Genomic DNA, 16420 nt, shown 5'->3' on the forward strand with positions numbered 1-16420 from the left:
ATGTCCGACGGTTCGCTGGATCGTGAAATCGAGGCGATGGTTCGGAACCCTCGCGTAGCTAAAGCGGTCAAGGAGAGTCTTGAGAGGTTGAAGGCTGGTCACGCAGGACCGGAAATGGCTGAGATGGCTAGCGGGGTGCTGGATGGCAGCATCAAGTTACGAGATCTCGCTAAAAGCTCGGTCTACTCAGAAGGATTCTTGGTAGGCCTTGAGCGCTACAAGCAGTGGGAAGCCACACTCAGTTCAGATGAGCGGCAACGCCTGCAGGATGAGGCAGAGAGCCTCTACGGTCGCGACCTCGGCAGGCCCGAACGGGGCTAGCTCCGCCGTCTGCGAACCGACGCCATGGACGCCTTGACCCCCAGGCACTTTTCGATCTTGGCTGAACTTGGTCAACATGCTGCTGACCTGCATAGGCACGTCCACAGAGGTCCATAGGCGTCCGTCGGTGGCGCTGGCGATTGTCACTCAGTTAGTCACCCAGCGCCCCAGGACCTCCAAGGTCGGGCGGAGTTGGATCAGCCCCGCGTTACCCTTCCTACAGCTGACGGGCCGCCTCACCAAGACCTACTTTCTGCGCCTGCAACGATCACCTTTTGGGCGAGATACCGGGCAAGGTAAATGTCCGCCGCCAACCGGTTGACTTCGCCACTGAAAGGAATAAACATCGGTTGCCTCTTCGGTCCGCCATCCTCCTTAGCGTGAACGATACGGCATCTAATCTGATAGACACGATTAGCCACTTGCTCGATTAGATCATCAGCCTCCGGCCGCAGAGCCTTCACACCTTCAATGTATTGCTTGCCGGTAAGGTGATCCTTGAGGACGTTGTCACTCACAATAAAATCTCGTAGAAGACTCAAGTCGACACATCGCTCAAGTGTTGCACGAAGCTGAAGCAACTCCGATAGCGATCCAGCCGTCGAGCTGTCGAGCATTGAAATGATGCGACCAATGTCCTCTTCACTGCTAGCGTCGAAACGCGGGTCAATAAGCTCAGCTCTTAACTTCAACCTACGTTCTTGATCAGAATATTTTGAGAAATGAAACTCCAAGGACTGGTAATAGGCGAGATATTCGAGCAATGGCATACCCTGCGCCGAGCGGCCATACATATACAGGGCGACCGGCTTTTCGGCGTACATGACAGGGGGAATCTTGGGAACCACTGGAGAGTTGCGACCCCTGCCCCGCATCCTCAGGCGCCTGATGCGATCGACCGACCTACTCTCGCGCAAGCCGAGCGAAACTTGTTGAGTAAGTTCGAGTTCGAAAAAGAACGAGCTTGAAAATTCTCGAAGGTATCGCAATGCGTCATCATGCCTGGAAATACCATTGGCAGGAATAGTTAGGCTTAGCGAGCCAAATTCGCATGCTCGCATCAAATCACTAGGCACGCCCAACTCAACGGTAAAGCCCGTTTGTGGATGAGTGATTTCGACTTTATTTGGCTCATTTTCAGCAATGTCTTCGGCAAGCTCCGTTCCTTCCGGTTCATCCATTTGCCTTGCGCTTCTCATGGCAAAGGCAAGCCGCTGCAGAACATTTCGCCCCAAAGGGTTTCCGTAAGATCTAACGACCGCCTCAATGACATTCGAAGAAGTGTCGAGGAAGGCGGCATGTTCACCCAAGAAAATGAGCTTTTCGAATTCATGGGCGGCAAATACCTCAACGTCGCGGTCAAAAATGTCAACTGTTCTTTTCGACCGGCCATTTGGCATTTGCAGCATGATGAGGTTGCGTGGTTCGATTTCGCCGTCGGATCCAACAGTATGAACCTCCTGAACCTCGACGGAGATACTGGCCGCTGAAGCTCTTTGCTGGATCTCTTCCATCGCACTCAAGGCAACTCATCCTCGTCTCGCGGCGTCTCAGGTTGGCTGAGCGTAGGACGCCTGTTGCCTTCCCGTCCTACTAAACTCGCCGTTCGCGGGAGTGGCGTCAAGGCGGACTTGACACCGGACGGTGACGCCAGGACCGGCGGTGACAGGGGGCGGCGGTGCGCACATACTGCGGGCAGGCCACCTGGCCTGCCCCTAACTCCTGGCCGCCAGGGTCGCAGAGGCTCCGAGGCTCAAGGGCGGCCGCTTGCGGCCGTCGCTTGCGACGCGAAGCGCCCTTGACCTCGGAGGGGCGGCCCGGACACACTGCGCGCCGCCGACCCAGGCACCGACGGCCGCAACCCGCGCTACGGCCCGGCGCGGCAGCTCGGCCGCGTCGCCCTAGCCGTGCCGGTCGGCTGCCGGCCAAATCCGGCCCACCCCACTACACCGCTCTCTCTGTCGTCGCTGCGGCCCGACTCCGCTCCTGCACGCCAGCCGACGGGCCGCCCGCGTGTCCCGGGCCAAGCGACAGCGGCGGCACGGGCACGCGCCCTGGCGGCGGCGTGAGCGGCCCGTTTCGGGCCGCCTTGAAGACGTACAGAAAGTTTGAACAAGATCCAGCAGTCGGTAACTGACCAGAGCTAGTTCGCTGGCGCTGCGCCGTCCTGCAGGTAGACCGTTTGAGCACTCCGACGGGCACTGAGGGCTGCTCGCACTCGCCTGGCTAGTCTCGGAATCGTTACCTCGTCAAGTCGCTCTTGGTCGACGAAGGCCCACTGACTGATCTCGCCGTCTTCGAATTGGATGGCAGCAAGTTGTTCGGGCCGGAGGTGACCACCGTCGAAGACGAACAAGACCTTGTCGCCCTCGTCGGGGTTGGGCGCCCAATCGACTGCCAGAAGTGACTCGATCGCGACTTGGAGGCCTAGTTCCTCCTGAACTTCTCGGACGCATGCGTTGAGCGGGGTTTCCCCCTCCTCGACGTAGCCACCGGGGATGTCCCAGTAGGCCTTGTATGTCGGGCGCAGCATCAGGACGCCGCCTTGGTCATCAACGAAAAGCGCGCCCGCTGCTACCCGAGGAGTAGCGAACGGACGCGCCTGCTCTGCTGAGTCGATCACAGATGAGACTGTACGTATCTAAGGGGTGACACGCACTCGCTGGGCGAGTCCCGCCAGTTGAAAGCTGGGCCGTCCTCGACCTCGCCGCATCCAGGTTTGGACAAGCTGTCGGGCAATCGCATGGTGCCGAACCTGCTCCGGGGCCTTCTGCTCAGCAGCGAGCACTGTGGCTAGAGCATCTTCAGTCCGGTTCCTTGCACTCAACGCCCGGGCGATCTCAAGCGCATGCCGCACCTGGCGCTCGACTGGAAGAGCACTGGTATCTACGCGAGGCCCTAAATCGATGGCGAACTCGATGTCGCCAAGGTCCATCGCTGCGGTGACCCGGTGAATGCTGACGTTGGTAGGACCAAACGCAGTCCAAAGATGGTTGCTGTCTCGACCTAGCCGGCGGGCCATCTCGTCAGCCTCGTTAAGGAATGTTTGGGCCGAGCTTCGATCTTCGGCCCGGGCTGCCGCGACTGATCCAGCAAGTAGCAACGTACCGTAGACGGATAAGTACTCAGGACCCGCGTCGGCGAGCCCTGGTTGGAGGTACGCGGCAGCATCAGTCGTTAGTTGTGTGGCCTCCGAGTATCGGCCGGTCGATAGAAGTGTGTGTGTCACGGATCGAAATAGGGATCCGATGACAACCGGATCATCGCTTCTTTGGGCTGCCGCAAAGCCGCGCTCAGCGGCAATCCATGCCAAATCGGCTTCTCCAAGTTTCGTTAGAAGCACTGCGGCCGCTTGGTACGCCAGGCCAAGCAAAGCGAACGACTGTTGCTGTTGGTCGCCACCGTGCTGCTGCCCCGCCGCCTGCGCGTGAGACAGCAGTTCTGGCAGACGCGCTACTACATATCCGTAGCGGGAGTCTTGATAAGCGGCCCACACCATGTCGACGCTCGTTCGAAGGGCCTGCACACTGGGCGCCTCAGTACTTGATGCCTGCATGAAGGGTGACAACTGCCGGTAGTTCAGCAGCGTGTCACGGAGGGCGGCAACGGTTCGAGTACCGCTCTCTGAGTTCCATTCGAGCAGTGTAGGTTCCCCGACGAGATCGCCGATAGCAACGTCCAGTGCTTCGGCGACGCTCCTGATAACCGACAGCCGATCAAGATCGATCCTGTTGTTTTCGATCTTGCTCAGCCAGTCCACAGTGCGCCCGACTATACCTGCCAGCACTTCTTGCGACATTCCTCGACGACGTCGGTACCACGCGATCCGCTCACCCACGGTGAGTTCTTCTCCGATACCTCGCATGGCTAGATCATCTCCGCTCGCGTCAATGTGCCCCCGGAAAAGTATTCCAGGTTCAGTCGCGATCTTGGACGTAGCTTCGTGTCATCGAGCGATTCGTCCGCAGGGGACGAGCTCATACCAGGGAGGAACCCTCGTGAAGATCTACGTGGACACCACCGGCATCACGTTCACGGTGGCGAAGAAGGCTCAGCCGAAGGTGGACGAGAAGGGCAACCAGCGGTCCGAGAGGGGAACGGGCCGTCCGATGTGGCAGACCCAGGTCGTCGCGCTCGACGAGACGGGTGGCGAGGTCATCAATGTCACGACGGTTGGAGAGATTCCGTCGGTTGAGGTTGGTCAGTTCGTCACTGTCGAGGCGCTGGAGGCCAAGGCGTGGGCTACCAACGGTCGTAACGGCACTGCGTTCCGCGCGGCGTCGCTGAAGCCCCTGACGAGTACCTCGGCGAGCAAGTAGCACTTCCTGCAACACCGGAACACCCAAGCCACAGTGTCCGTGGCAATCCCTCGACCGTTCGCGGTCGCCTATCTCCATCGCATCAACCTGATGGTCCGGAATCTCGCTGGTTCTCCAGCATCCTGACCACCGGCCAACTGATTGGCCGTTGCAATTCCGAAGTGTGGCGCGGGGCCGGTACTGCTATCGAGCCTGCTGGCCTCGCCGCCTTCCCAACCATTATCCCCTTGAAAGGGGCGGTTGACCATGTCTAACTCCGCTGTAGTGTTTGCCGTTTCAATCGGCACCCTCGTGGCCGCGCACCAGTTGGCCGACCACATCTTTCAAACTGACTCCGAAGCTGGCGCGAAAGCTGCGCACGGCTGGCACGGCTGGCGGCACCTTCTCCGCCACGTCACCACGTACCACTTGACCGCCTTGGTGATGCTGCTGCTCACCGTCACGGTCCTTGACGTTCCGGTCACCGTCACCGGGATGGTCGCCGGGATCGGCTTTTCCGCCGTTACCCATGCCTTCCTGGATCGGCGTTGGCCGGTCCGCTGGATTCTCCAGCACCTAGGCGCATCCGGTTTCGCAGACCGGCAGACCCCCATCTGTGGCATGTACCTCGCGGACCAGGCACTGCATTACGCGTGCCTGTGGGTCTCCGCACTCCTCATCGCTAGCTTCTGATCTCCAAGAAAGGAATCGTCGCCATGAACGAGGACAACACCATTTACCAGCTCGACGATGACGACTTCGACTTCGTCATCAACAAAATCGAAGCGTTCGTCACCCGCATCAAGAACTCTCGGGGCAGCGACACCAACGCCGTTCGTGGGCTCGCCTACTGGCAGAAGCTCCTGTCCGCGACCTACCTCCGACAGGACTGACCTTTTTCACCTGAGTTAGTGCGCGAGGTCGGCATCGGCTCACAACCTGCCGACCCCACGCCTTCCAACCCATCCCACCCCTCAGCAGGGAGGACGTGTCGTGTCCAAATCTACCCGAGGTTTCGGTTTCGGCAGGAAGTCCGGAACTGTCACCGTCATCGAACAGAAGGTGCTGCGCACAACGGCGCGGGCCGGTACTGGGCTCCCGAACCTGCTGGCCTCGCCGCCTTCTCTCTAACACTCCAACCCTTGAAGGGGCGGTTTTCCATGCCTAAGTCACAGACCCGAAACGCTGTCCAAATCGCAGCGATTGTTGTCCTACTCGACCAACTCGGAGACAACCTCGACCGCCGTGACGGTGACGCCGCCGTCCAGACTCTCGACCAGATTCGGATCGTCGCCGGTGCCGAGTACGCCGACTACATCCTCTATCACCTTATCGCCGTCGGACTTAGCCGACGGACTAGGTGACCTGCCGATCAGCCTCCTTTCTCATCGCCTGAACCCCATGAGGGGCGAGGAACCATGCCCATCTCATTTCTCGGCCCCTCGCGTGGAGGAATCTCATGACCATCAAGCCCCTGTACCGGTCGGCCGCCGACTGGCCTTCCGTTCCGAACACCGTGACGAAGCGCTGCGACAACACCTCCGTCGGTGTTCTCATCACCAACCGGGAGGGCCAGCACTTGTTGTTCGCCCGTAACACCCCGCCGGTGGGCATTGCCCCCGCCGCCGGCCACGTCGACGAGCACGGCAGCCCCGAACAGGCCGCCCGCACCGAGGTCGCCGAGGAACTCGGCCTCACCGTCACCACGCTGATCCCGCTCGCCCAGCAGTGGCGCACCAACATCTGCCGCCGCCAGCACGGACCTCACGGCCCCGGCCACCACTGGACCGTCTATCGCGCCGAGGTCACCGGCACCATCACCGCCAGCCCCCGGGAAGCCCGCAACCCCCGCTGGTACACCACCACCGAACTGCAATATCTCGCCGAACGCACTGCCGACCGCGCTCGCGGCCGGATCAGCGTCGCCGAGTTCGCTGCGAACCCCGGCCTCGAACCGGTCTGGGTCGGCTTCCTCTACCACGCCGGGCTCATCACGCTCAGTCTGCGCGACCTGGACCGGGTCGACTACCTGGCCAGTCAGTCTCCGTACGAATCCGAAGCCAAGACCCCCTACCGATACCTGATCGTCTTCCGCTGTGACAACGGCGCGAACGGCATGGACGTCGTTCCGATCATCACCAAGTCGGACGTGGAGTTCCACACCAAGGAAGACCTCGCGCCGGTCGTCACCGGACTTGAACGCGATAGCGGTTACCAGAACGTCCGCATTCTTTCGTTCGAGCTGTTTCCCGAGGAATCAGACAGCACCGATCAATAGCGCTCTGAACAAGCATTGCCGCGTCTAGCAGTGCTCAGAAAACGCGTAGGGCCGGTACCGGCTACCAACCATCCGGCCCTACGCCTTCCAACCCATCCACCCCTGAGCAGGGAGGACGTGCCGTGTCCAAATCTACCCGAGGTTTCGGTTTCGGCAGGAAGTCCGGAACCGTCACCGTCATCGAACAGAAGGTGTCGCGCTCCTCAGCGCGTAACGCCCGGATCGCCTTCATCATCACCGCGATCATCGTCGGGTTGCTCGCCATGAGCGTGGCTTCCGACCAAATGCACCCCATCCTGGCCGGGCTGCTCGCAGCCCCGATCGCCTTCGTAGCCGGCGCTCTGCTCTGGATGCTGTTCCGCATCTGGCCGGTGCTGCGAATCCTCTGGTGGTGGACCCCGGAGATCGGCGCCGGACTGGCGCTCGTCTACGGCTGGATCACCCTGGCCAACACCACCCCGGCCCCGGTCACCTTCGCCATCATGGCCATCCTGGCCGGAGTTCCGGCCGCCGTGCCCGCTATCCGCCGCCGGATCACCGCCCTCGCCTGGTGTTTCATCGTCCGGCACCGACTGCGGGTGTGCTTCTCGCAGTTCATCATCGCCAACAAGTCCGGCAGCCTGCCACTGATCCTGTGGGCACGCCCGACCCCGGTCGGGGAACGCGTCTGGGTCTACCTGCGCCCCGGCCTGTCACTGTCCCGGCTCCAGAAGCGCCTGGACGAAATCGCGGTCACCTGTCACGCCTCCTCGGTGCTGGTCGAACTCGCCAGCGACAGCAAGAAGGCCGCCTACCTGCGGTTCGACATCAAACGCCGCGAAGTGCTGACCGCCAAGGTCAACTCGCCGCTCCTCAGCGTCATCGACACCACGAACATCCCCACCGCGTCCACGGCACCCACCGACGTGCCCACCGCACTGGACCTGCCGGACGTTCCCGCCGAATCCCCCCTCGTCACGGCCACCAAGTCGGCCACCAACGGCAACGGCAAGAAGCCGACCAAGGCGGCCCCGGTCGCCAACACCTTCGACGACGACCCCTGGGACTGAAAGGACAACCCGCCATGAGCCTCGATCTCTTCAACTCTGATCGTCCGGTACATACAGGCTGTCTGACCTCACGGGACGTCGCCCGGCACGCCGACCTGTACGCGCTGACGTACCAGTTCACCGACAACCGGGCTCTGGTCGCGCATCTGCTCCACGAAGCGTCCGACCTGATGGACGCGGCGCGAACCCTGTCGAAAGTCTTCCTCGAAGACGGCTGGGACAGCACTTCCCCGGCCAGCAGTGAAACACCGTGGCCGACCGGCCTCACTGAGGCACAGCGCCACGGCGTCATCACCCTGGCCTCGACCTGCGCTTTTAACGCGACTTTGTTCGTCCAGGAGGCGCAACGCCGCCGTATCAAGCGCGCCGTCGAGGGCTGGGATCCCATCGCCAGCCCATTTACCGACTGACCACAAACGGAACCGACGCGAAGGCCGCAACGGCCTCCAAAGCAACGCGTCCTCCGCGTCGGTCTCCGCAGCCTATCCCCAACTGGAGGCCACTTCCATGCCCGCCACCGCCCGCGACCCGCTCGGCACCAGCCGGGTACCTGTCGCACCTGGCCTGTCGATGTTCGACCCCATGTTCATCGGTATCGACGAATTCGGCGAGCACGTAATGCTCGACGTCGTCTACCGCAACCTGCTGATCGCCGGAGAACCCGGCGGCGGCAAATCCGGCCTGATCAACCTCGCCGCCTCCACGGCGGCTTTGGCCGACAACACCCGCATGGTCCTGCTCGACGCCAAATTCGTTGAGCTCGGTCCCTACCGCGACATCGCCGACGCGTTCATCGGCAACGACATCGAGGCTGCCATCAGTGTCCTCAAACGGCTGCTGACCGTCGCCACCAACCGCTACCAGTGGATTCTGTCGCAACGCCGTCGCAAGGTCAGCCGCGACGACAACCTGTCCGTGATCCTCACGATCATCGACGAACTCGCCATGTTCTCCACCGTGCTCGGTACCAAGGCACAACAGGAAGAGTTCGAAGGTCTGCTCCGCGGGCTCGTCTCGCTCGGCCGTGCTTGCGGCATGCCCGTCGTCGCCGCGACCCAGCGCACCTCCTGGGACATCATCCCCGCCAGCCTTCGGGACCTGTTCGGTTACCGGTGCGCGTTCCGCTGCACCACTCACGGCAGCTCTGACGTGATCCTCGGCCAGGGCTGGGCCGACCTCGGCTACTCCGCCACCGACATCGACCCCGACAACCGGGGAGCCGCCTGGCTACTCGCCGAAGGCGGTATCCCGCGCCGGATCAAGGCCGCGTACCTGACCGACGAGCAGATCTACAACATCGCCGACTACGCCGCCTGGATGCGACGCCCGTCCGGCATCACCGTCCCTGCACCGTCCACCACCAGCCAATGGGAGATGGCCGCATGACCACCCACCCGACAACCCGACCCGGCCGACCGGCCACCCGACCTGCCGCCGGCCACTACATCAACCGCCACCACACCGTCACCGGTACCGCCACCCAGCTCGCCAACATCGTGGCCAATCACCGCAACGCCGGAACCTTCGCCGGGATGAGCGCACCCCGTCCGGTACCCGGCGACCGCTTCCAGGTCGACATCCGGATCCGCGAATACCAGCCCATCCGGCCCACCGCGCGGGTCACCTCGGCAGGCGCCTACGCCCGCACCCGCGTCCAGCGGCCCCGCCGCACTCGCATCGCGGTCATCGTCACGGCCGTCACCGGCACCATCGCCGGACTCGCCGCCGTCGCCGCCTACCTGATCGGCCAACTCGTCGAGCTCATCGCCGCCCACGCCGCACTGCTCCTCGGCGTCCTGGCCGTGGCCGCCATCCTCGCCGTCGCTGCGACCCGTCGCAGCTCCTCCAGCGGCAGGCACTGCCCCGGCTGCTGACCGAGTGCGAACCCACAACTTCATACGTGACGGACGACAGGACCGGCTCAACGCCTGGAAGCACGACCGGTCCTGTCCATCACCGAACGCCCACCCGAAAGAAAGGGACGTGGCTGCCATGCAGGCTACCCACAATCCACCCCTAACCGCCTCCGACACCGGTATGACACCGGCCGAACTGCTCCGTGGTGCTGCCCTCTACCTCCAGCACCGTGGCTGGACCACCCACCAGTTCTACGACCTCGTCGGTGGAGACGCCGGACCCTTCCCGCCCGCCTGCGCTGTCGGCGCTCTGTACGTCGCCGCTTACGGCAATATCCGCCTGTTTATCTACGACCAGTTGGCGAAACCCGGAGATGCCGTCCGTGCTGCCGGACGCTTCTTTGCCGCGTACCTCGATCCCGAGTACGACACCACCGGGACCACCTACATCGACGTCATCAGCGATTGGAACGACTTCGAGGGCCAAACCCTGGCCGATGTCATCGAAGCCCTCACTGACGCCGCCACCGAGTGGGACGGTATCCACTGCGCCGGGGGTGCCCGGTGAACGGTTTCTCCGTCAACTTCGCCTTGACACCCAGCACGCCCTCCAGCGATCGCCGGCCTTCCCAGCCGCGCCGCCGTGACGTCGTCGAGAACGACGAATACGCCGCCTTCGTACGCCGCATCATCCGGGCGTTTGCCCGCCGTGTCGCCACCGGCGACGTCGAAGCACTCAGCGACATGGTCGCCCTCTCCTCCCAGTTGGACGAATCCATCGGCGACGCCGTCAAGGGCCTCCGCTCCCACGGCTACTCCTGGGCCGAAATCGCCGACCGGCTCGGCATCAGCCGCCAGGCCGCCCACCAGCGGTGGGGAGGCGACAAGTGACCGCCTCCGCCCTCACCAGCGAATTCCTCGACGCTCTCGGTGCCCGCACCTGTATCCGCGTCGAGTTCTACGACCCCACCGGTAGCCGCTACGGCTTCCCCACCTTCCCGTTCCGGCTCGCCCCGGACTTCCTGGCCACCCGCCGTCAGCTCCGGGCCGAAGGGCTCTGCCCCGGCGGCTACGACCCGGTCGCCCAGATCCTCTGGCGACACAGGAAGCAGCGCCGCGTCGCTTACCTCTACCGGCGCGACCTCGCCCGGCCCAAACGCACCGCCAGCCCGGCTCAGCTCGCCGTCATCGAACGGATGCTGACCGCCCGCCGCACCTGCGGCACCTGCGGCGTCGTCCGCGACTACTACATCCCCCGCCGCACCGGCACCTGCCTGTCCTGCGAGACAGGAGGCCGGTCATGAGCGTGCGCACCGACATCCGCAGCTTCTGGCACCTCTACCAGGAACTGCACCGCCGCGCCCAGGCCGTCGACCGGCTCGGTTTCGGCTACTCCCGCACCGACACCGACACCACCGGCCCTGCCAGGGTCCCGGACGGCGTCGAGTTGCACTTCTTCACCGGCCGCACCCGCACCCATCAGCAGGGAGGCACCCGATGAGCCTCATCGACCTGGGCGCACACCTGGCCGCCGACAACTGCCTCTGGTGCATCGGCGGTATGAGCCCCGCCGGAATCCACGACGATCTGGGCCCCGTCCTGTCCCTGTGCCCCACCCAACGGTGGTGCGACGAATGCCAGGGCCTGTCCCTGTTCCCGGCCGAATACGAAACCCTCGACGACCGCGTCAATGAACTACTCGATGACGGTTACGCCGCCGTCTGGTGCTCCGACTGCATGGGCGTAGTCGCGGTCATCCCCGTCACCAACGACGGAGGCATCCGATGAAACTCTTCGGCAAGAAGCCCACCCAGACCGAACCCCAGCCAACCGCCGTGACGGCTTCCGGCAACAACCTCACCGAACAGTTCGCCGTCACCTACGCCGAACAAGCCGTCCCGAACATGCTCAGGGCCATCGAGAGCGTCAGGCGATACAACCGCGTCACCCTCATCGGCGCACTGGTCACCAGCTATCTGCACCAGGCCCACTACCTGGCCTCGATCGGTGCCGGCTACTTCGCCTACCTGCCCCCGGCCATCTTCGACACCGCCATGGTGTCCATGCTCATCGTCGTCCGCACCCACGGCATCGCCAAAGACGCCAAACGCTGGGCCATGGCCGTCTTCTGCGGCGCAGCCCTCTTCTCCGCCGTCGTCAACTTCGCCGCTCCCGGCGACCTCGGCCTCCGCATCGTCTTCGCCCTCGTCGTCGTCCTGGTCATCGGCGTCGAACTCGTCGCCGGACGTATCCGTCCTGACTTCGTCGCCATCGACAGACAAGCCGCCGAACTCCTCGCCGCCGCTAACAAGATCGCCAACAGCACCAGCGGCCACACCAGCACGCGCGGCAGCAGCCAGGCCACCGAACAGCCCACCACCCCGGCCCCCGTCACCGACATCAGCTCACACGTTGAGAGCAGCAAGGCAGTCAGCGACACTACCGCCGCCGCTACGCCGGCATCTGTTGCACCGTCGGCCGACACCGACCGTCACCCGACAGAGGCCATCCCGGCCCGGCTCGTCTCCGCCGCCCGCATGATCACCATGCAACACCGGCAGACCTCGGCCCAGCCCATCACCGCCGACGAACTCGCCGCCCGGATCAACACCACCCCGGCCCTCGCCGGGCAACTCCTCGCCGTCATCGACAACCCGGCCCCGGCCCGGATCAACGGCAACACGCCCGCCCTCGGCGGTGCCCGATGACCGCCTATCTCGTCGACGTGCACCACCTCACCCATACCTGCCCGGCCAACCCGGACGAGCCACACCCCTATGACACCCGGCGCACCATCGTCGCCGTTGCCCCCGGTGGCCCCTGCCGCAATCCGGTCACCGTCTCCTGTGGCGGCACCTCCACCGTCATCGACTGCGGACGCCGCGAACCCGCTGCCCGGCAATGCCCGGCCTGCCGGATCACTGTCATCGAACACACGGTGACCTTCACCCACACCGGCCACCACCGGCCGCAGCACCAGGCTCAATCCGTACCGGCCGGTCTCGCCACCATTCCTTGCCGCACTTGCGGTGGACCGCTCGCCGCAGTCTTCGCCGACTCCGGCATCCACCTGCTCTGCCAGCCGCAGCACCCGACTACCGGATTCGCTGCCTGACCATGAGTTCGACGCTGGACCTCGTACCCCGGGAGCAGTCTGCCCGGGGTACGGGCTCGAACGCCGAACCCTCCTGGACCGCACCCGCCCCCGGCTACACCACCGCCGGGCAGGCCCTCGCCCGCGCATCCCAGCCCGGCTACTTCGACTGGCTCGATCACGTCCGCGCCGCCGCCGGATGCACCCGCCCGATCCGGCTGTCCGGGGGCATCAACACTTATGACCGAGCCGGAACGCTGCTGGACTCCCGGCACACCGACCAGCTCCCCGACGGGGCCATCTACAAAGCCTGCGGCAACCGCCGTGCCACGGTCTGCCCCGCCTGCGCCCGCATCTACCAGCGCGACGCCTACCAACTCCTGCGCACCGGACTCGTCGGCGGCAAAGGCGTCCCCGCGTCGGTGTCGCGCCACCCGGCCGCGTTCGTCACCCTCACCGCACCCAGCTTCGGCACCGTGCACACCCGCCACATCCGGCGGCACACCTGCACCGACCGGAAACGCTGCGACTGCCGCCCCGACCCCTGCCACGCCCGCCGCGACACCCCCGGGCCCTGCGTGCACGGAACGCCGGCTGTCTGCTGGACCCGGCACCCCGCCGATGACCCGGACCTGGGCCAGCCGCTGTGTCTCGACTGCTACGACCACGACCACCACGTCGTGTTCAACCTGCACGCCGCCGAACTCTGGCACCGCACCAAACAGCACGCCGAACGCGCCCTGGCCAAACTTTGCCGTGCCCGGGGCATCCCGCCTGTGCTGGTCAGCTCGGCCAACGGTAAGACCCGCAAGGTGGCGCCGGTTCGGCTCTCCCACGGCAAAGCCGCCGAGATGCAACGCCGTGGTGCCATCCACTTCCACGCCCTGGTCCGCCTCGACGGCATCAGCCCTGACGATCCCGCCGCCGTGGTTCCACCGCCGCCGGGAATCGAACTCGCCGACCTGGTCGACGCCCTCGAAGCTGCTGCCGGTCAGGTCACCTTCACCACCCCGGCGCATCCTGAACACCCGGACGGCTGGCCCATGAGCTGGGGCGAGCAGGTCGATATCCGCTCGATCAGCCTCAGCGGGTCCGGTGAGGTCACCGACGGCATGGTCGCCGGGTACCTGGCCAAGTACGCCACCAAAAGCACCGAAGCCACCGGGCACACCTCCACCCGCATCACCGATGACAACGTCGGGCTGTTCGCCCATCCGCGGGGCAGCCACGTCGAACGACTGATCAATGCCTGCTGGCGTCTCGGCCGTGACCCCGCCAGCAGCACCAACGAGCGCGGTGGCCTCCGCGCCTACCGGGGTCTCGTCGGCTCCGCCGGCGGTCCCTTCGTCGAGCCGTGGGACTGCCCGCACTGCGGCACGCACACCCGCTACCGCGCCTGCCCCGTCTGCGTCGCCGAACGTCAAGCCAGCCTTGACACCAAACCGGCCAGCACCACTACCCCGGCCAGTTCCTATACCAAGCTCCGCCGCTGGGCTCACATGCTCGGCTACGGCGGCCACTTCCTCACCAAAGCCCGCCGCTACTCCGTCACGTTCCGGCTGCTGCGCGACACCCGCATCACCTTCCGCCGCACCGAGGACCCGCCCCACACCGACCTCGGAACCGTGCGGGCCGCCGACCACCTCGACGAGACGACCCTCATCGTCGGCACCCTCACCTTTGCCGGAGTCGGCTGGCACAACAACGGCGATGCGCTGCTTGCTAATACCGCCGCCGCTATGGCGCGTGCCCGGCACGAAACCGGGCGGGAAGAACTCGCCCACGAACTTGGTCGAACCTTGGCCACTATTTTGATAGCTGCCTAGAGGACGAGGACGGGCTATCGTGGAACACGCTGGCCCGTGACTCTTAATCGCGGGACAGACAACAACAGGCAACCTTGATCGCCGACTAGAGACATTGCGGCTCGATCCCTTCCCCTGACATCACCCAGTAGAAGGAGAACACGGCCGTGAACAGGCTGAAAGAGCTGCAACCGAAGTGGTATTCCCCTGCCGAAGCTGCAGTCCTCCTGGGCTTCGGTTTGTCGAAAGTGAAGATGAAGATAGCTACCGGAGAGCTTCGATCCATCAAAGATGGAAAGTACCGTCGCATTCTTCCTGAATGGCTGGACGAGTACATCAATGAACAGATCAGCCGTCACGAGGAGGTGGCCTGATGGCAGCCCGTGCACGCGCGAACAGGGAAGGCTCGATCTTCCCCTACCGCAACGGCTACGCGGCGTACGTGTGGGTCACCAAGCCAGACGGCAAGCGCACCCGGAAGTACGTCTACGGCAAGACCCGGGAGATCGTGCATGACAAGTGGCTCAAGCTCCACCAACAGGCCAAGGCTGGGCCGGTAGCTACGAAGAGCCAGACGTTCGCCACCTACTCCGCCTACTGGCTGGAAGAGATCGTCAAGCCGAACCTTGCTCCGAGCACCTACGCGGCGTACGAGGTGGCATGCCGCCTCTACATCGTGCCTGGACTCGGCAAGAAGAAACTGAGCCCACCGACCAGTGAGGTTCAGAGGTGGATTAACAAGGTCGGGATCACCTGTCAGTGCTGCGCGCAGGGCAAGGACGCGCGACGGCCAACAAAGAAAAGGAAATGTTGCGGAATCGGCCAGTGCTGCAATTCACGGCTTTCCAGCAACAGCCTTGCGCATTTGCGTCGCACGCTTCGTACGATGCTGAGCCAGGCCATCACCGAAGATCTGATCACGAGGAATGTCGGCAGCAACTTGAAACTTCCTACTGTCCGGGTCCGGCGCAGGAAAGCCTGGGACAGTGACGATGCCCGAAAATTCCTGGAATCAGCTCGGGAAGACAACGACCCACTGTATGCGGCGTACGTTCTGGTGCTGGTTCTCGGACTGCGTAAAGGCGAGATGCTCGGCATGACCGAAGACGCCATTGACTGGGCGGGATGGGACTCGGACTGCGTCCAGCACCGTGTGTCATTCTGCGTCGACTGCGTAGCCGAATACGAGGTGTCGATTCAGGTGCGGGCACAGATCCAGCGGATCGGCAAGGAGCTGCTGCACCGGGACACCAAGACACCGACCTCGGATGGTGGCCTTCCCCTGCCGTCGATCTGCGCCGTCGCCCTTCGGCAGCGGCATCTCGACCTGGCCCGGGATCGGGACAGCACCGGACCGCTCTGGCGTGGCATCCCGCTGTTGTTCACCACCCGGTTCGGCACCCCGTACGAGCCCCGGAACTTCAACCGGTACTGGGATCGCCGGTGCGTGCTGGCCGGCGTACCCCGAATCACGGTCCGGGACGCGCGGCGTACCTGCGGCACTCTGCTGGCCGACCTCGACGTCCACCCTCGGGTAGCCATGCAGATCCTTCGCCACGCGCGGTTCTCGGTGACGATGGAGATCTACACCATGGTCTCGTCGAAGAAGACCAGGGAAGCGCTCAAACGGCTGGGCCATTCCCTGGAATGAGACGCGCTGCTGTACTTTGCTGCTGTACCAGGCTGGATGGGGCGCCCCGAGGGGCGCTCCATAGCTGG

21 protein-coding genes and 1 pseudogene are annotated in these 16420 nt (G+C 64.0%); 19 read left to right on the plus strand and 3 right to left on the minus strand.

All coding sequences use genetic code 11. From position 1 onward, the window contains the following. Positions 1–321: a hypothetical protein gene (locus QLQ12_RS06125; RefSeq protein WP_282757704.1), complete on the plus strand. Its 321-nt coding sequence runs from the start codon at positions 1–3 to the stop codon at positions 319–321. Between the two features lie 236 nt (positions 322–557). Here QLQ12_RS06125 and QLQ12_RS06130 read toward each other — a convergent pair whose 3' ends face one another. The 3 genes from QLQ12_RS06130 to QLQ12_RS06140 all read right to left on the minus strand — a co-directional run bounded on the left by QLQ12_RS06130 (position 558) and on the right by QLQ12_RS06140 (position 4186). Continuing rightward, the gene (locus tag QLQ12_RS06130) at positions 558–1835 is read right to left on the minus strand and encodes a hypothetical protein (protein ID WP_282757705.1); all 1278 of its coding nucleotides are present in this window, start codon (positions 1833–1835) and stop codon (positions 558–560) included. Between the two features lie 629 nt (positions 1836–2464). Further along, complete coding sequence (locus tag QLQ12_RS06135; protein ID WP_282757707.1) at positions 2465–2944, minus strand: NUDIX domain-containing protein; 480 nt, start codon at positions 2942–2944, stop codon at positions 2465–2467. Between the two features lie 18 nt (positions 2945–2962). Beyond that, positions 2963–4186, minus strand: a complete 1224-nt coding sequence (locus QLQ12_RS06140; RefSeq protein ID WP_282757709.1) for a helix-turn-helix domain-containing protein — start codon at positions 4184–4186, stop codon at positions 2963–2965. A 133-nt stretch (positions 4187–4319) separates the two neighbouring features. Between QLQ12_RS06140 and QLQ12_RS06145 the strand changes: the two genes are divergently transcribed. The 18 genes and pseudogenes from QLQ12_RS06145 (at position 4320) to QLQ12_RS06230 (ending at position 16352) form a co-directional block, all read left to right on the plus strand. Then, positions 4320–4640, plus strand: a complete 321-nt coding sequence (locus QLQ12_RS06145; protein ID WP_282757711.1) for a hypothetical protein — start codon at positions 4320–4322, stop codon at positions 4638–4640. Between the two features lie 246 nt (positions 4641–4886). Next, positions 4887–5312, plus strand: coding sequence for a DUF3307 domain-containing protein (locus tag QLQ12_RS06150; protein WP_282757713.1), 426 nt, complete (start codon positions 4887–4889; stop codon positions 5310–5312). Positions 5313–5335: 23 nt separating this feature from the next. Continuing rightward, the gene (locus tag QLQ12_RS06155) at positions 5336–5512 is read left to right on the plus strand and encodes a hypothetical protein (RefSeq protein ID WP_282757714.1); all 177 of its coding nucleotides are present in this window, start codon (positions 5336–5338) and stop codon (positions 5510–5512) included. A gap of 566 nt (positions 5513–6078) precedes the next feature. Continuing rightward, positions 6079–6897 carry an NUDIX hydrolase gene (locus tag QLQ12_RS06160; RefSeq protein ID WP_282757715.1) on the plus strand — a complete coding sequence of 273 codons (819 nt, stop codon included), beginning with the start codon at positions 6079–6081 and terminating at the stop codon, positions 6895–6897. A gap of 122 nt (positions 6898–7019) precedes the next feature. Continuing rightward, entirely contained in the window at positions 7020–7946 is a 927-nt protein-coding gene (locus QLQ12_RS06165; protein ID WP_282757717.1) for a hypothetical protein, read from the plus strand. Positions 7947–7960: 14 nt separating this feature from the next. Continuing rightward, on the plus strand, positions 7961–8356 hold the full coding sequence (locus QLQ12_RS06170; protein ID WP_282757718.1) for a hypothetical protein: 396 nt from the start codon (positions 7961–7963) through the stop codon (positions 8354–8356). Between the two features lie 97 nt (positions 8357–8453). After that, positions 8454–9332, plus strand: a complete 879-nt coding sequence (locus tag QLQ12_RS06175) for an FtsK/SpoIIIE domain-containing protein (RefSeq protein ID WP_282757720.1) — start codon at positions 8454–8456, stop codon at positions 9330–9332. Further along, positions 9329–9820 carry a hypothetical protein gene (locus tag QLQ12_RS06180; RefSeq protein ID WP_282757722.1) on the plus strand — a complete coding sequence of 164 codons (492 nt, stop codon included), beginning with the start codon at positions 9329–9331 and terminating at the stop codon, positions 9818–9820. Before QLQ12_RS06175 ends, QLQ12_RS06180 begins: the two co-directional genes overlap by 4 nt. Before the next feature lie 118 nt (positions 9821–9938). Then, positions 9939–10370, plus strand: a complete 432-nt coding sequence (locus QLQ12_RS06185; RefSeq protein WP_456049081.1) for a DUF6197 family protein — start codon at positions 9939–9941, stop codon at positions 10368–10370. Beyond that, positions 10367–10693, plus strand: a complete 327-nt coding sequence (locus tag QLQ12_RS06190; protein ID WP_407651420.1) for a hypothetical protein — start codon at positions 10367–10369, stop codon at positions 10691–10693. Before QLQ12_RS06185 ends, QLQ12_RS06190 begins: the two co-directional genes overlap by 4 nt. After that, positions 10690–11106 (plus strand): RRQRL motif-containing zinc-binding protein, encoded by a 417-nt coding sequence (locus tag QLQ12_RS06195; RefSeq protein WP_282757725.1) that lies wholly within the window; start codon positions 10690–10692, stop codon positions 11104–11106. Before QLQ12_RS06190 ends, QLQ12_RS06195 begins: the two co-directional genes overlap by 4 nt. Further along, positions 11103–11303: a hypothetical protein gene (locus QLQ12_RS06200; protein WP_282757726.1), complete on the plus strand. Its 201-nt coding sequence runs from the start codon at positions 11103–11105 to the stop codon at positions 11301–11303. The genes QLQ12_RS06195 and QLQ12_RS06200 overlap by 4 nt, the downstream gene beginning before the upstream one ends. Beyond that, positions 11300–11590, plus strand: coding sequence for a hypothetical protein (locus QLQ12_RS06205; RefSeq protein WP_282757728.1), 291 nt, complete (start codon positions 11300–11302; stop codon positions 11588–11590). Before QLQ12_RS06200 ends, QLQ12_RS06205 begins: the two co-directional genes overlap by 4 nt. Then, entirely contained in the window at positions 11587–12510 is a 924-nt protein-coding gene (locus QLQ12_RS06210) for a DUF2637 domain-containing protein (RefSeq protein ID WP_328518261.1), read from the plus strand. Before QLQ12_RS06205 ends, QLQ12_RS06210 begins: the two co-directional genes overlap by 4 nt. Next, positions 12507–12746 (plus strand): annotated as a pseudogene (locus QLQ12_RS06215) (hypothetical protein); the annotation flags it as partial. The gene QLQ12_RS06210 and the pseudogene QLQ12_RS06215, both read left to right, overlap by 4 nt. A 173-nt stretch (positions 12747–12919) precedes the next feature. Then, positions 12920–14722 carry a replication initiator gene (locus QLQ12_RS06220; protein WP_282757729.1) on the plus strand — a complete coding sequence of 601 codons (1803 nt, stop codon included), beginning with the start codon at positions 12920–12922 and terminating at the stop codon, positions 14720–14722. A 146-nt stretch (positions 14723–14868) separates the two neighbouring features. After that, positions 14869–15075, plus strand: coding sequence for an excisionase family DNA-binding protein (locus tag QLQ12_RS06225; protein WP_407651421.1), 207 nt, complete (start codon positions 14869–14871; stop codon positions 15073–15075). Further along, complete coding sequence (locus tag QLQ12_RS06230; protein WP_282757731.1) at positions 15075–16352, plus strand: tyrosine-type recombinase/integrase; 1278 nt, start codon at positions 15075–15077, stop codon at positions 16350–16352. The genes QLQ12_RS06225 and QLQ12_RS06230 overlap by 1 nt, the downstream gene beginning before the upstream one ends. Positions 16353–16420: the final 68 nt, after the last annotated feature.

The sequence above is a fragment of the Actinoplanes sandaracinus genome (assembly GCF_030009775.1).
In the GTDB taxonomy this organism is placed as follows: domain Bacteria; phylum Actinomycetota; class Actinomycetes; order Mycobacteriales; family Micromonosporaceae; genus Actinoplanes; species Actinoplanes sandaracinus.